The organism is Mammaliicoccus sp. C-M13 (assembly GCF_022386845.1).
GTDB classification, from domain to species: Bacteria; Bacillota; Bacilli; order Staphylococcales; family Staphylococcaceae; genus Mammaliicoccus; species Mammaliicoccus lentus.
This window is the reverse complement of sequence record NZ_JAJNHQ010000005.1, coordinates 39,167-55,182: the sequence shown is the minus strand read 5'-3', so window position 1 is coordinate 55,182 and position 16,016 is coordinate 39,167. Positions and strand designations below refer to the sequence as shown.

Here is a 16,016-nt window from a genome sequence, read left to right as displayed (position 1 = left end):
AATTTAAAAATCTACTATCTATATGAAGAACCAGTCCGAGGACATTTATATATGTTCCAGACTGGTTTTTTATTTATAAAATTGTTAGATGTGCTAAATACAGATTATTCAAATGAACTATAAATTTAAAATAATAATAACCTTTAATGTTTCGAATTAATAATAAAAAATTATTTTTTAAAAGTATTTATACAACAATTTTTTTATGTACATATAATTAAAATTGTGGTACATATGGTATAGTAGTACGAGAAAAAAATAGCTTTATTAAGGGGAGAAAAATATGAAGGCTTATATGCAAAAATTTGCACAGTCCCTCATGTTACCAATTTCAATATTACCTGTAGCAGGTCTGTTACTAGGTATAGCATCATTTATTGATTCTGGTGCAATTAATGGGGAAGGAAACAGCGTTGCTAACTTCTTAGCAAGTGGAGGATTAGCAGTTATTGATAGTTTACCGATTCTATTTGCAGTCGGTTTAGCTTTCGGGATGTCAAAAGATAAAAACGGGGCAGCTGCATTAAGTGGGCTTGTATCATTTTTAGTCGTGACAAATGTTTTAAGTACGGAATCGATGGCTAAGACGTTACATATAGCCGAAGGAAAAGTAGATTTAGCTTTCGGAGATATAAGTAATGTGTTTGTCGGTATTATTTGTGGTTTAGTTACAGCAGCTATATACAATAGATTTAAAGATACTAAATTACCAACAGCATTCGCGTTCTTTAGTGGTAAACGTTTAGTACCAATTTTATCTGCAGCAACGATGTTGGTTATCTCAGTAGCGTTAATGTTTATATGGCCACCAGTATATAATTCACTTATTATGTTCGGTGAATTTATTTCTAAATTAGGACCAACAGGAGCAGGGTTATATGGGTTCTTTAACCGCTTATTATTACCGTTTGGTTTACACCATGCTTTAAACCAAGTGTTCTGGTTTGATATAGCAGGTATTAATGATATTGCCAACTTCTGGTCAAGTAATGGAGAACAAGGTATTACTGGGCGTTATCAAGCAGGCCTATTCCCAATTATGATGTTCGGTTTACCGGCAGCAGCATTAGCAATTTGGAAAAATGCTGAAAAAAGAAATAAAAAAGTAGTAGGCTCATTAATGTTAGCAGCAGGGCTTGCTTCATTTATAACGGGTATTACAGAACCACTTGAATTTTCATTCTTAGTTGCAGCGCCGTTATTATTCGGTATTCATGCAGTACTAACAGGTATTTCACTATTTATCGCAGCAACATTCCAATGGACAGCAGGATTTACATTTAGTGCAGGATTGATTGATTACTTGTTAAGTTTAAGTATTCCAATAGCAAATAAACCAATTATGTTGTTAGTATTAGGACTTGTTATGGGAGTTATATACTTCTTAGTATTTGATTTTGCGATAAGAATATTCAACTTAAAAACGCCAGGTAGAGACGGTCTGATGGAAGAAGCGGTTAAACAAGATCCAAGCTTAGCAGAAAACGGGGAAGGTTCACTAGGCAAAGATGGCGACTTGAATGTATCTAATAAAACGAAATTAATTTATGAAGCAATTGGTGGTAAAGATAACATTGAAGCTATTGACCACTGTGCAACAAGATTAAGATTGACGTTAAATGATACAGGAATCGTAGATCAAGAAAAAATTAAAAAATCTGGTGCTTTAGGCAATAAAATAATCAGTGATAAGAATATACAAATCATTATAGGTACAGATGTACAATTTACAGCAGATGAACTGATGCAAATGGAACAAGAGGATAGATAAATAAAAAACAGCCATTCGTTTAATCAACGAATGGCTGTTTTTTATTGGTTTTTAGTTCACAATATAATCAGGCTCTTCGCCATTTAATTTTTTGATTGTATTGTTTGCGACGATTTCTGCCATCATATCTCTGGCTTCGAAAGTTGCATTACCAATGTGTGGTGTTAACACAACATTGTCCATAGATTTAAGTTCGTCTGTGATTTCAGGCTCGAATTCATATACGTCTAATGCAGCACCTTCAATTTCTTTATTATTTAATGCATCTACTAAAGCTTTTTCATCTACTATTGGGCCACGTGATGCGTTGATAAGATACGCTTTTTCTTTCATTTTTTTGAACGTTTCTTTATTAAATAAATGATGTAAATCATCAGAATATGCTGCGTTCAATGTGATGAAATCGGATTGTTCTAATAGTTCATCTAGACTAACATAAGACGCCCCTAGAGCTTCCTCTTGTTCTGGTTTTCTGTTTGGTCCAGTATATATAATGTTCATGTCAAAACCCTTGGCACGTCTAGCTACAGCTGAACCTATTTCTCCTAGGCCAACTATCCGATAGTCTTACCGGAGACTTCTCGACCTCTAAAGAATAAAGGCGCCCAACCATTAAAGCCTGTTGTGCGACAAAGTTTATCTCCTTCTACAATTCTTCTCGAAGCTGCAAGTAAAATACCAATCGTTAAATCAGCAGTTGCATTTGTTGAAGCTTTTGGAGTATTTGTAACATCAATACCTTTTTCTCTTGCATATTTCACATCGATATTGTTAAAGCCAGCTCCGTAATTAGCAATGAATTTTAAGTTTTCAGCTTGATCAATTACTTCTTTATCTATATTAGTAGAAAGTGGACTGATAATTGCATCAGCATCTTTTACATTTTCAAGTAATTCTTCTTTAGTAATTAATTTTTCACCTTTGAAAACAGACACTTCGAAATGTTCTTTTAATAAATTTAAACCTTCAGTAGGTATTTCCCCTGTTATAAAAACTTTTGCCATAATATTTTACCTCCTAAAAATCTATCCATATCTCATATATCATATATTAGTCTATACCCTGATGTAGCTGTTTCCATTCACTATACTTTCGAACAATTATTTCAAAAGCTATATGGTAAGGAAGAAAGCTTGAATATGATATTTGGTTAAACAATTGTATTGGAGAACTATTAACATAAATATTGTATTTAGCATTTTGCGCTAAGAAGTTATCTTTTAATGTTGTAATAGAAATATACTGTATGTTTCGTGTATGCATAATCTCAATGTTTTGTTTAAGGTGCGCTGTATCACCAGATAAAGAAATGATAAACAGTAGGTCGTTCTCATCCATTTGATCCATCGCTATTTTTAATTCATTTTCATCATTGATGACCATTACTCGTTTATTAATAGATAGAAAATGACGTTGAGCTTCTCTTGCAGCATTTAATTGTGCAATACCAGTACCATATATATAGATGAAAGGCGCCTTATCAATTTGCTCACTTATAAAATCATAATCAATCATCTTCAAGTGTTTAAATGTTTGTTGTAAATCTTGTTCTAAACTATCTATTATATCAGTTGAAACTGTTGTGAATTCTCTGTTCAGTTTAATATATGCCTTGAAATCACTGTAACCATCAAAACCGAGTTTACGTGACAGTCTATGAATAGAGGAAATAGAAGTATGTGAAATATCAGCTAATTCCTGGATTTTCAAACGATGTATAAGATTAATGTTTTGATTCATCGTTTGTATGATGTGTATGTCATTATCATTTAATTGTTGATAGTATTTATTGACGAGTTTATCCAAAATCATAATGCAACCTCCAGTTAGTGTGAAAAAAATTTCAATACATGAAAATATAATCTAAGTTTACTATGTGATTTCTATTTACGTCAAACCTATTGGAAATTGTAAGCGCTTCCTATAGTCTAAAGGTAATCAATGATACAAAAGGGGTGTTGGTATGAACGCAATCAAACGATTTGGTAGTGCGATGATAGTACCTGTATTACTATTTGCGTTTTTCGGGATAGTTGTAGGGTTAGCAACTTTATTTAAAAATCCAGATATAATGGGCTCTATAGCAGACGAAAGTACGATGTGGTTTAAAATATGGAGTTTAATTGAAGCAGGCGGTTGGACTATATTTGATCATATGGAACTTGCATTTGTAATTGGGCTACCGATTTCACTAGCGAAAAAGGCGCAAGGTAGAGCGACGCTAGCAGCTTTAATGATTTACTTAGTATTCAATAATTACATTAATGCGATTTTAACGTTATGGCCAAAGACATTCGGTGTCGATTTATCTAAAGGCGTTGAGAATTTAACAGGTGTTAAAGAAATAGCTGGAATACCAACTTTAGATACAAGTATTATCGGAGCAATTTTTATTTCAGCAATTGTTATTTGGATACATAACCGTTTTTACGATAAAAAATTACCGGAAATGGTCGGTATATTCCAAGGGTTACCTTTTGTTGTAATGATAGGATTCTTCGTTATGATTCCACTAGCATTTATTGTTTGTACTGTTTGGCCAACTGTTCAAGACGGTATTGCTTCATTACAAGGCGTCATGGTGAAATCAGGATTTGTAGGTGTATGGTTGTTCCATTTCTTAGAAAGAATTTTAATACCTACAGGCCTGCATCATTTTATTTATACACCATTTGAATACGGCCCAGCTGTAGTAGATGGGGGATTAAAACCTTATTGGATAAAGCATTTATCTGACTTCTCTAGCTCAGCAAAATCGTTAAAAGAAGCTTATCCGTACGGCTTCTTATTACAAGGAAACATTAAAATGTTCGGTTGTTTAGGTATTGCATTAGCGATGTATGCTTCGACACCAAAAGAAAACAAGAAAAAAGTTTTAGCATTAGTATTACCAGCAGGATTAACAGCTGTATTTGCAGGTATAACTGAACCACTAGAGTTCACATTCTTATTTATTGCACCGTACTTATTCTTAATTCATGCATTGTTAGGTGCAACAATGGTAACAATCATGTATTTATTTGGTGTAGTTGGTATTCAAGGCGGAGGGGCTATTGAAATCGCGGCCATAAACTGGATACCGTTATTCTCAAGTCACGGCAATACGTATATTGCCCAATTTATAATTGGTATTATTTTTGTAGTCATTTACTTCTTCGTATTTAAGTTTATTATTGAAAAATTCAACGTACCATTACCTGGACGTGTTCCGGAAGATGGAGATGCTAAATTATATACGAAAGAAGATTATAAAGCGAAACAAGGAAATGGTGATAATGTTCCTAGTGACGCATCAGAATATGATACAAAAGCAATTTATTATTTAGAAGGTTTAGGTGGAAAAGATAACATTAAAGATGTTACGAATTGTGCCACAAGGTTAAGGGTGACTGTTAATGATCCAAGTCTTGTGAAAGATAATGATTATTTCACACATAACCAAATGGCTCACGGCGTAGCTAAGAGCGGTACTAACGTACAAGTAATTGTCGGTTTAAGCGTTCCTCAAATCAGAGATTCATTTGAAACAATGATATAAAAATAAATGGAGGTTGTTATGATGAAAAAGTTTAATATATCAATAGCAGGTGGCGGTAGTACATTTACGCCTGGAATCATACTTATGTTGTTAGATCATTTAGAGGATTTTCCAATTGATACAATCAAATTATATGATAATGATGGGGAAAGACAACAAACGATAGCAAATGCCTGTGAAATACTACTTAAAGAACGCGCTCCAGAAGTAAAATTATTAGCGAGCACAGATCCAAAAGTAGCTTTTGAAAACGTTGATTTTGTAATGGCACATATACGTGTAGGTAAGTATGCGATGAGAGAGCAAGATGAAAAGATTCCATTAAGACATGGCGTAGTAGGACAAGAAACTTGTGGGCCGGGGGGAATAGCTTATGGTATGCGCTCAATAACAGGCGTCTTAGAAATTATCGACTATATGGAAAAATATTCACCAGATGCATGGATGCTTAACTATTCAAATCCCGCTGCAATTGTTGCTGAAGCAACACGTAAATTACGACCTAACTCTAAAATATTAAATATATGTGATATGCCTATCGGAATTGAAGAGTTAATGGCTAGTAATATAGGATTATCTTCAAGAAAAGAAATGGTCGTAAAATATTATGGTTTAAATCATTTTGGTTGGTGGACAGATATAAGAGATAAATCAGGTAAAGACTTGAAGCCTAAAATTATTAAACATGTAGAACAACACGGTTATGCAACTGATACAGGTAGCGATATGGAAAAAGAAGCAAGTTGGAGTGATACATTTAAAAAAGCACGAGACGTACAAGCAATAGATAAAGATACATTGCCAAATACTTACTTAAAATATTATTTATACCCAGATTACGAAGTAGCACATTCAAATAAAGAATATACAAGAGCAAATGAAGTGATGGCAGGAAGAGAAAAATTTGTATTTACAGAATGTGAAAATATCATCAATAAAGGTACAGCAGAAGGAACAGAATTAACGATAGATGAACATGCGTCTTACATCGTTGATTTAGCTAGAGCAATCGCATTCAATACGAAAGAAAGAATGTTAATGATTGTTGAGAATAAAGGCGCAATATCAAACTTTGAACCTACAGCAATGGTTGAAATACCATGTTTAGTGGGTAGCGAAGGACCAGAACCATTATCAGTAGGTGAGATTCCTAGATTCCAGAAAAGTTTAATGGAACAACAAGTAGGCGTAGAAAAACTTACAGTAGAAGCATACGAAGAACAATCTTATCAAAAATTATGGCAAGCACTTACTTTATCGCGAACAATACCAAGCGCTAAAGTTGCTAAAGATATATTAGATGATCTGATAGAAGCAAACAAAGGATATTGGCCAGATTTGAAATAGAAATAGAATAGAGTAGGTACAAATTTGATTTAAAATAAACCCTCCAACCGCTGGAAATAGAAGCGGGTTGGAGGGTTTTTGGTTATTACAATATAAATCAAGATGAATACAGGTCTAACGAGCTTGTTATCAAACTCTTGCCCGTTAGAAAATGTAACGAGCTTGTTTAATTTTTCTTGCCCGTTAGAAGGCTATATCGCACGTAATTAGGATAAAATTCTATTTAGAGGATAAGGAATGAAGGTCTAACGTGCTTGTTATCAAACTCTTGCTCGTTAGAAAATGTAACGAGCTTGTTTAAAATGTCTTGCCCGATAGAGACACTACTCATTAGTCATTTATCCATCATAAATAAAACAAAGGTAAGATACTTAAAAATATAATTTAAATTTCGTTATTTATTTAGAAAAATAAACAAAACTCTTACTAGTTTGCTAAAATTTATAGTAGCAAATTTAAGGAGTGGTGAGGAATGAATATAACTGAATTTCAAAATTGGGTAAATGATTATTATGAAGATAGAGGATGGTCAGGTTTAGATATTTTTATACGTATAGGTTTTTTAGCTGAAGAAACTGGGGAAGTGGCGAGATCTATAAGAGCTCTTGAAATAGGGAGAGATAGACCAGATGAAATAACAGATTCATTTATGAACAACAAAAATGATTTGATAGAAGAATTGGGAGACGTATTAGGTAACGTTATAGTGATTGCTAACAAATATGATATTTCTTTAGAAGAAGTGTTTAACGCTCATAAAGAAAAACTTTCGAAGCGGTACACTGATGAATAATAAATATAATTGAAACAAAATCACAAAAGTCATTCGTTTATAACTAAGTAGTTCAGTTTTGGAGTACAAAAAGTGAAAATGTAAACCTAAATGAGTATCAAATTGCAACTGAATTTGATACTCGTTTTTTATTGTTAAATCAACGTTTGTTGTTAATTTACACCACAAAATGTAAGTTAAAATGTATATAAAAATGCGAACGTGAAATAATTATTGTAGGAATGCAAATTGGTGTGTTAAAATGGTTACAATTTACTAAGCAAAAAGGGGTGCATTTTCCTATGCAATTTCTTGAGCCAAAAAATAAGAACGCTAAGTCTGTGGATTGGGAAATATCAGAGCAAGTAAGGGTGATAGTTAAGCAATACGCTGAATATGCAGAGCGTACTGAAAGCGAAGCAGTGGATGAATTCTTATTGAACATTTTAGACGATAAGAAGTTTATTGAATGGATTGCCAACAAGCGAAGTAATAAGCGGATTGTTGAAAAAATGGGTATCAAAGATAGAGTGGGTTGATAGACAATGACCAAGCTTAAAAGATTAGCCACGAAGGAAGATGAAATTGTAGATGTTAAAATTCCGATTTCAAACGAAGAATTAAAAGATAGGGCTAAACAATATGATTTATTAACTCCAAAACGATTTGCAACAAGGTATAACAAAATGTTGTTCTTGCCAACGTCTTTTAAATGGAACGGTTCTGAATATCCCATTCAATATAATTACTGCATCAATCCGTTTTGTTGTAATTTTGGGAAAGAACAGCACAAATTCAAAGATGTAAAAGGGAAACCAAGTCGATATAAAATGACTGGTAGTTCCAAAGATAAAGGTCATAAAGGTATGTACTGCAATGACAATCCTATTGGCAGAGGTGTATCGCAAAACTGTACAGTAACCCCTTTATCTAATTGGTCTGTTGTTGAAGAAATTAAACGCCTTATAGAAATCAATAGCATCCAAGATGTTGAGCCAGATTATCAATTTCATAAAGAAGGCTGCTCGGAAGAAGAATCAACCCCATTCAATGAGCCGAAGCAATTTTACAAAAGGGGGAAAAGTAGGGGCAAATCTCAACGCTATCAATGTAAGGCGTGTAAGAAGTTCACTAATGTTCTACCAAAAAGAGAAGAAACCACTACTTATCACCAACAAAAGAACACCATTCTTCCAATGTTCGCTAAGATGGTTGTTGGAAGGGTTTCAGTCAGTCGTACTTGTGATATTTTAGGAATTGGAGTTGGAACCTACTATCATAAGCTGGAGTGGCTGTATAGGCGTTGTTTGGAGTTTTTAGAACGATATGAGACACAACCCCTTCAAACAAAGAAATTTAACGAGATGTGGCTTAATACGGACAAGATGCACTACTACCTAAATAACGTCCGTAAGAAAGGACAAGGTTCAAAGAAATATACGGGGTTTGAAGACCTTAATATGCAAACGTATATAGTTGTATCTGCTGAGGTCTTATCAAGATATGTGTTCCGTTCTGATGTTGCCTATGATTGGAATATTTCAATGGATGAATTAAATGAAGATACAAGAAAATTCAAAGAAGACCATCTCAATACTTTTAGTCGTAAAAATGATAGGTTAGATTGGTCTTATTATCCACAAGAACCATCCGCTAACGATAGCGAAAATAGGAATGCTTATCTTCACGAATTAGGGAAAATTACTAATAGGAGTAGATTTGTCGATGGTTTAAATGTTGATGCTCCTTATACTACAACTGCTCACTATTGGTTAATTAAACAAATGGTTAATGCCGACGAATGGCGAATGATTAGTGATGATGACTTCTCTATTAGAAACGCCTTTTATAGAGTATTCACGAAAGAATTAAGGTTGAGCGATGCACATCATTTTATTTGCCAAGTTAACAAGACGAAAAGCAGAAAACAATGCTTAAAAGAATTCGGACAAGCAAAAGCAGAACTGCTCGATTGGGGAGATATCAGAGGATTCAAAACAAAGTTTCTACGGACTTTGGCATCTCATTATCTAACTGAATTACTAACAAGTCATCAATTCCACGAAGAGGCTATTAGTAAAGATGGAGAAAGATATCGCAAATATGCCGATAACCCTATCAAACATCCATTAGCCACTAAGGATAAAGGATTTTATTCAGTTGATTGTAGAACGGATTTATCTGCTCTGGAACCAAACGAAATCGCAAAGATGCTATTAAATGTTAATGACCATTCGACCAATAGCTTTATTCAACAGATAAGACGTTATATATCATCTCTTGAAAGACCATTAACAACAGCTCGTGGTGATAAGAAGAGCTATATTTACGCTAACTTCAATCCGAAGTATGCTCAATTTGCGATTACAATTCTAAGAACTTACTACAACTTTTGTCGCCCTTTTAAATCAGCGGATAAAAAGGTTTTGACACCTGCTCAAAGATTAGGGATTACAGATAAACAATTTGATTGGAAAGATATAATTTATTTCAAATGACAAAAAGAGCTTGGAGTAATCCCAAGCTCTTGTGCTTTATCTTTACTGTTCTTCTTCAATTAACGCACCCGTTAACTCAATAAGTTTTTTCTTTCATATACATGAAAATAGTAGTTATACGGATTTTTATCATTCTTTATCCCTTTTTGGGCAAATACCTCATTCCATTCCTCATAATTCACTTCTGGAAAAAAAGTATCTCCTTCGAATTCATGATGTATTTTTGTGATGTACATTTTCTCAACATAAGGGAAAAACAAATTATAAATCTGTTCTCCTCCGAAAATAAAAATTTCTTCTTCGTTTTTACATAACTCAAAAACATCTTCTATTGAATGAACAATTTCACAACCATTAAAGGTAAACCCCTTATCTCTCGTCAGAATAATATTTCTTCTGTCAGGTAAGGCTCTTCCGATTGATTCAAGGTTCTTCCTACCTAATATTATCGGATGTCCCTTTGTAGTATTTTTAACATATTCCCAGTCCTTGGGAATCCTCCAAGGAATGTCATTCTCTTTGCCAATCACTCTATTCTTATCCATCGCAGCAATCAAAGAAACTTTCATTTATAACACAGCCTTTTTAACTAATTTACCATCTAATTTCTTATTTCTATCAAAAAACCTTTTCTCATTATCCTGCCCGTTAGTTGAATAAGCAATTTTTTCTATAAGTTATATTATCATAATACCACAAAATCACAAATTTTCATTCAATTATCATTTTCAATTGCATTTTATAAATCATTTTGTATGTAATTTGGTATGTAAGTTAAAATGAAAAAAGTAGTCCATTTTGAAGTACATTTTGTCATTTTGTACTCCAAAACTGAACTACTTAGTTTATAACGATTGGCTTTTTTTGATTTTTAGAGCGTAATAAATCTATATTAGTAAAAGTATATATTCATTTAGGCAGAATCTTAAAAAAAATATTCAATAAATTGTCACTTATTTGGTGAATTTATTTTAGCTACAATTAAATATATGATTGCTACAGAATGAGAAGATAATATCATAAAATAGGAGGAACAAGAGTGAATATACTAAAAAATGAATTACCTAAAGACAAAACACCTTATGTGATTGAAAATGGGGAAGGTGATCATTATATTTGGAATAAACAGGTTTATACAATCATTGCTACAAATCAAAGTACAGGAAACTTGTTCGAAGTTATTACAATAACTGGTGCTATGAATGAAAGCTTTCCTATGCATCTTCATAAAAATATGTATGAATCATTATTGGTGACTGAAGGCGTTGTTGATATACAATTAGAAAAAGATATAATCACTTTAACTCGAGGAGATTATATTCTTATTCCACCTGGTATAGTACATAAATATGTTATGAAAGCTCATAGAACAAAAATTTTATCATACGTCGTTAATGGAAGTGCAGTAGACATATATAAAGCTTTAGGAGTACCATATAATCATTCTAAACACCCATCATATATAGAAGAAACTTATTCACTTAATAAACAAGAATATAGAATATAATTATGATATAGAATTTACTTTTAACAATATCAGTAATGAAGAAATCACTTATTGGCGGTCAGGTGAAGGGGAAAATCTTTTAACAGGAGATCAATTGCATTCAATAATAACTACACAAAAAGACACTAACGATAGATACATAGTCGTTTCTTCAGAAGGACCAATTGGCGATCCTATTGTTCCACATTACCATGAAAAACATACTGAAACATTTTATTGTTTTGAGGGTAAAGTAACAATGTGGGTAGGCAATCAAAATGAAAAAGTTACATTATATCCTGGAGATTTTTTACATGCACCAGCCGAAACTGTTCATTCATATCGACTAGATGCACACTATACAAAAATGATAGGTTTATTAGTTCCAGGTTTATTTGAACCGTTTTTCAGAACCCTAGGAGAGCCATATGAACATAATACTTTCCCAAATCTTCCTAGTTCATTAGACTTTAAAAAAGTTATAGAAAACATAGATTCTTTAGATCTTAAATTTATTGAGTAATAAGTCAGCAATTTCATAAATAAGCTACAAGAATTTATAAAATATAGCAACTTCAGAAATAGACGAAATATGTAAAATCATGGTATAATATAAATGTATATAAAGGACAACATGCACGAACATGCTGCCCGAAGAGCCCGTTAAAAAGACGGTGACTTAGTTAAAATTGATTAAAAATAACCATTAACCGGTCAAAGTTGGATGGTTATTTTTTATGGTCTAATTTAATAATTGCGATGACTACACTTATGAGAGCCAGTATAAACATACCAAAACTAAACATGAGATGTAAGACATCAACAAACGTTACCACAAAAGGCTTCTCCTTTCTAAAGATTTTGTAGATACGTACATACGCATCACCTCACTTTATACTGAGATAGCCACCATCTATCCAATTTGCTCAATGATATTATACCAAAAATTAGAAAGTGACTCTTGATTAATTTCCTATAATATATATTGAAATCTGCTTTCAGAAATAGACAAATTGTGTAAAATCATGATATTATTTAAGTGTAAAAATAAAGAAGGACAACATACGTGAACATGTTGTCCAAAGAGCCCGTTAAAAAGACGGTGACTTTCAGTAAATTAAGAAATAACCATTCTACCTACTCGGTCAAAAGTTGGGATGGTTATTTTTTATGGCTTAATTTAATAATTACGATGACTACACTTATGAAAGCCAGTATAAACATACCAAAACTAAACATGAGATGTAATGCATCAACAAACGTTACCACAAAAGGCTTCTCCTTTCTAAAGATTTTGTAGATACGTACATACGCATCACCTCACTTTATACTAAGATAGCCACCATCTATCCAACTTGCTCAATGATATTATACCAAAAATTAGGAGATGAACCTTGATTAATTTCCTATAATATATACTGAAATTATCTTTCAGAAATAGACAAATTATGTAAAATCATGATATTATTTAAATGTAAAAATAAAGAAGGACAACATGCGCGAACATGTTGCCCAAAGAGCCCGTTAAAAAGACGGTGACTTATAACTCTAATTTATTATAAAAATAACCTCTAGTTACTTCGTCAAAGTTTACGCTAGATGGTTATTTTTTATGGTTATAATTACTAATTAATACTAAACCAATAACTGTAAGTACAATCATCAGCATTTCATAACCAGATATGCTATTTATTACTCACCACTCTTAATTATCCTGAATGATGCTTTCGAATTCTTCTCTTACTTGTGGTACTGATAATCCGACAATCACCTGTATGCTTTTACCACTTTTAACTAAACCATGTGCCATTCTATCTTGTAAGAAATAATCGTTATCTGATACTTTATTTTCATCGTTAACTGTTAAACGTAGTCGGGTAGCGCAATTTGTAACGTCTTTTATATTTTCTTTACCACCTAGTCCGTCTAAGTAATAGTATGCTTTATCTTTAAATTCATTCCCTGTTGGAATATTTTCCTCTTTTTTACTGTTTGAGGATTGTTTACTCTCTTTATAGTCTTTTTTGCTATATAGTTTAATATTTTCTGCTTTCTTTTCACGCCCTGGAAGGGGGATATCAAATTTTAATATTAAATATCTAAATAAAACAAAATAAATACCTGTAAAGCTAAGGCCTATGATTACTTGGAGAACATAAAGTGACCAATAATTAGCGCCTAATGGAATCCAATTTGTAGCGACAAAATCAATTAGGCCCCCGCCAAAGTGTCCGACGATACCTACACTGTACATTATTAATGCCATAGTTGCTGTTAGAACAGCATGTAATACAAACAAGTATGGTGCGATAAATAGGAAAGTAAACTCTAATGGTTCTGTAATTCCTGCAACTACTGCTGTTAATGTTGCGGGGATTAATAATGCTGCTACTTTTTTTCTATTTTCTTGTGGTGTTGTAAAGTACATTGCTAATGCAATACCAATAGAGCTAAATATTTTCGCATTTCCTTGTAACATGAAACCATATGGAAATTGTTCTTTTAATGACTTTGAGCTGTTCGCAAATTCACTTACATGCTCAAACCAATACGCTTTTAAACCCTGATTTATTACTACAGGACCCATATCTATTGGTGTCCAAATGAAGTGATGCAATCCTGTAGGTATTAGAACACGTTCTAAGAAATGGTATAGCCAAACACCAATGTATCCTGAACCTATAATATAACCTTGTACTGAAGAGATTCCATCTTGTATGGTAGGCCAAATAATACAAGTTATAATTGCTGCTACTAAAGTAACGAAAAAAGAAATTGAAACAACAAATGTTAATCCTTGGAATACTTCTAACATTTCAGGTAGTTTTTTGCCATAATATCTATTATGTATCCACGTAATAATACTAGAAATAATAATAGCACCTAATATATTCGTATCTAGTGTTTCAATGCCTCCAATGGCTTTCATACCAGTAACATTCTCAACACCTTTTTCTAAGTTTGCACCAAATGTGTGAGGCCATTCTGTTAAGATAATGTTTATAAATGTGTTAAACATAAAATAGCCTATTAAAGCTGCTAAAGTTGCATGAGCAGGGGCTTTTTTAGCTAAGGAAATAGGTAATCCAACAGCAAAAATTAATTCCATATGATCAAACACAGTCCATCCACCTGCTTCAATAACAGACCATGCTTTAAACCAAGCTGTTCCTTCTTCAGCAAGACTTCCCATAATTGTTGGGTTTAAAAATACAGTGGAAACACCTAATACTATACCGAAAAAAGCAAATGTGAGTACAGGGACAATCATGGCACTTCCAAAACGTTTGATAACATTCATAACGGTTCCTCCTTAGATAGCTTCACATACTTATGTATGAAATTTGTGAAATAATATATATTCTAATTTTTCTACTTTAAATTGGTTACATTCAAACATTTCTTAAATTACACTTATGAAAAAATTTCTTTAATTTAATTTGAAGTTGTACTTCTAAACTTGAAGTTACCTTTAATCTTGATACGTCTGTTTGTGTTTAAGTCTCCTTTTAATAAAATTTTTATAGTTTCATTAACCATCGTTTCTAATGGTTGGGACCAAGTTGTTAATTGATAATTTGGCCAAGAAGCCATTTTAATATCATCAAAACCAATTATTTCAACCTCATCTGGAATATTAAGGCCTATCTCTTTTACTGCTTCTAGTACACCAAGAGCCGTGATATCATTAGCTCCAAATATTGCGTCTGGAATATTGCCAGCTTTCAAATAATCTAACGTTAGTTGATAAGCAGTTTCGAAAGTATAATCTCCTTTAATAACTTCAATTTCTTCATTTTTTTGTTTAAAAAAGCTATTAAAACCATAAAATCTATCTCTGTTAGTAGAAGTGTTATGGTTACCCGAAACATATAAAATTTTTTTATGCTTTTTATTATAAAAATACTTTGCTATTGATTGAGAAGCATAGATATTATCACTAGAAACGGTATTACATTGTAAATCTTCATTCTCTCTATTAAACAGAATGACTGGGATGTTTGCATTTTTTAATTTCTTAACCAAATCTGATGAGAGAAAAGCATCTGTGACAATAATTGCTTCTACATTATACTCCCAAAATTTAGCGATTTCTTCTTGCTGTATTTCTTCATTTTCAGTGTGGACAAATAACACAGAGAATCCATGATCTTTTAATTTTTGTGTGAATAAAGATAATACTTCATAGTAAAAAGGGTTTTGTTTTTCTTTCATAGCTATTCCAATCAATTTTGATTTATTAGTGATTAATCCACGAGCTAATGCATTAGGCTTATAATTAAATTCATTAGCAATATCTAAAACTTTTTTTCTTGTTTTAGCAGAAACATTGGAATCAGGGTCGAACGCTCTAGACACTGTTGATTGAGAAACTTGCGCTAATTCAGCAATTTGGTCAGAAGATATTTTTTTACGCATTACCAATCCTTCTTTCTATAACGAGATGAAGTATAGTAACAATCATTATTTTTAACAATAATTATCGTATCCTTAGAATTAATGCATACGTATTCATAAGGTTATCAAAATAATAAAGGGAGCGCTTACAATTGTCAAATTAAATTTATAATGAAAAATTACAAATGTTATATTTTGATTTTGTT

General features: G+C 32.5%; 12 protein-coding genes and 2 pseudogenes. 7 read left to right on the top strand and 7 right to left on the bottom strand.

The features are described 5' to 3' along the window. Positions 1-283 precede the first annotated feature (283 nt). A complete protein-coding gene (gene nagE / locus LQ615_RS05230) occupies positions 284-1,771 on the top strand; it encodes an N-acetylglucosamine-specific PTS transporter subunit IIBC (protein WP_016999353.1) in 1,488 nt (495 codons plus the stop codon). Positions 1,772-1,822: 51 nt separating this feature from the next. Here the strand turns inward: nagE and LQ615_RS05225 are convergent. Both LQ615_RS05225 and LQ615_RS05220 read right to left on the bottom strand, forming a co-directional pair. Beyond that, positions 1,823-2,775: pseudogene (locus LQ615_RS05225) on the bottom strand (2-hydroxyacid dehydrogenase family protein). A gap of 46 nt (positions 2,776-2,821) precedes the next feature. Next, positions 2,822-3,583, bottom strand: a complete 762-nt coding sequence (locus tag LQ615_RS05220; protein WP_016999355.1) for a MurR/RpiR family transcriptional regulator — start codon at positions 3,581-3,583, stop codon at positions 2,822-2,824. A 151-nt stretch (positions 3,584-3,734) separates the two neighbouring features. Between LQ615_RS05220 and LQ615_RS05215 the strand changes: the two genes are divergently transcribed. The 5 genes from LQ615_RS05215 to LQ615_RS05195 all read left to right on the top strand — a co-directional run bounded on the left by LQ615_RS05215 (position 3,735) and on the right by LQ615_RS05195 (position 9,926). After that, the gene (locus LQ615_RS05215) at positions 3,735-5,309 is read left to right on the top strand and encodes an alpha-glucoside-specific PTS transporter subunit IIBC (protein ID WP_016999356.1); all 1,575 of its coding nucleotides are present in this window, start codon (positions 3,735-3,737) and stop codon (positions 5,307-5,309) included. A 21-nt stretch (positions 5,310-5,330) separates the two neighbouring features. Then, complete coding sequence (locus LQ615_RS05210; protein ID WP_239704023.1) at positions 5,331-6,656, top strand: 6-phospho-alpha-glucosidase; 1,326 nt, start codon at positions 5,331-5,333, stop codon at positions 6,654-6,656. Positions 6,657-7,128: 472 nt separating this feature from the next. Beyond that, positions 7,129-7,449: a MazG nucleotide pyrophosphohydrolase domain-containing protein gene (locus tag LQ615_RS05205; RefSeq protein WP_214269705.1), complete on the top strand. Its 321-nt coding sequence runs from the start codon at positions 7,129-7,131 to the stop codon at positions 7,447-7,449. A gap of 320 nt (positions 7,450-7,769) precedes the next feature. Next, positions 7,770-7,967 (top strand): hypothetical protein, encoded by a 198-nt coding sequence (locus tag LQ615_RS05200; RefSeq protein WP_095324597.1) that lies wholly within the window; start codon positions 7,770-7,772, stop codon positions 7,965-7,967. Between the two features lie 6 nt (positions 7,968-7,973). Next, the gene (locus tag LQ615_RS05195) at positions 7,974-9,926 is read left to right on the top strand and encodes a hypothetical protein (protein WP_000163792.1); all 1,953 of its coding nucleotides are present in this window, start codon (positions 7,974-7,976) and stop codon (positions 9,924-9,926) included. Between the two features lie 71 nt (positions 9,927-9,997). Here LQ615_RS05195 and dfrG read toward each other — a convergent pair whose 3' ends face one another. Next, entirely contained in the window at positions 9,998-10,495 is a 498-nt protein-coding gene (gene dfrG / locus LQ615_RS05190) for a trimethoprim-resistant dihydrofolate reductase DfrG (protein WP_000868795.1), read from the bottom strand. 470 nt (positions 10,496-10,965) lie between these two features. Between dfrG and LQ615_RS13570 the strand changes: the two are divergent. Beyond that, a pseudogene (locus LQ615_RS13570) lies at positions 10,966-11,935 on the top strand (quercetin 2,3-dioxygenase). A 205-nt stretch (positions 11,936-12,140) separates the two neighbouring features. Here LQ615_RS13570 and LQ615_RS05175 read toward each other — a convergent pair. The 4 genes from LQ615_RS05175 to LQ615_RS05160 all read right to left on the bottom strand — a co-directional run bounded on the left by LQ615_RS05175 (position 12,141) and on the right by LQ615_RS05160 (position 15,831). Further along, positions 12,141-12,248: a putative holin-like toxin gene (locus tag LQ615_RS05175; protein WP_016999360.1), complete on the bottom strand. Its 108-nt coding sequence runs from the start codon at positions 12,246-12,248 to the stop codon at positions 12,141-12,143. A gap of 325 nt (positions 12,249-12,573) precedes the next feature. Continuing rightward, on the bottom strand, positions 12,574-12,681 hold the full coding sequence (locus LQ615_RS05170; protein WP_016999361.1) for a putative holin-like toxin: 108 nt from the start codon (positions 12,679-12,681) through the stop codon (positions 12,574-12,576). A gap of 436 nt (positions 12,682-13,117) precedes the next feature. Beyond that, the gene (locus tag LQ615_RS05165) at positions 13,118-14,713 is read right to left on the bottom strand and encodes an alpha-glucoside-specific PTS transporter subunit IIBC (protein ID WP_182093695.1); all 1,596 of its coding nucleotides are present in this window, start codon (positions 14,711-14,713) and stop codon (positions 13,118-13,120) included. Between the two features lie 134 nt (positions 14,714-14,847). Continuing rightward, entirely contained in the window at positions 14,848-15,831 is a 984-nt protein-coding gene (locus tag LQ615_RS05160; RefSeq protein ID WP_016999362.1) for a LacI family DNA-binding transcriptional regulator, read from the bottom strand. Between the last annotated feature and the right edge of the window lie 185 nt (positions 15,832-16,016).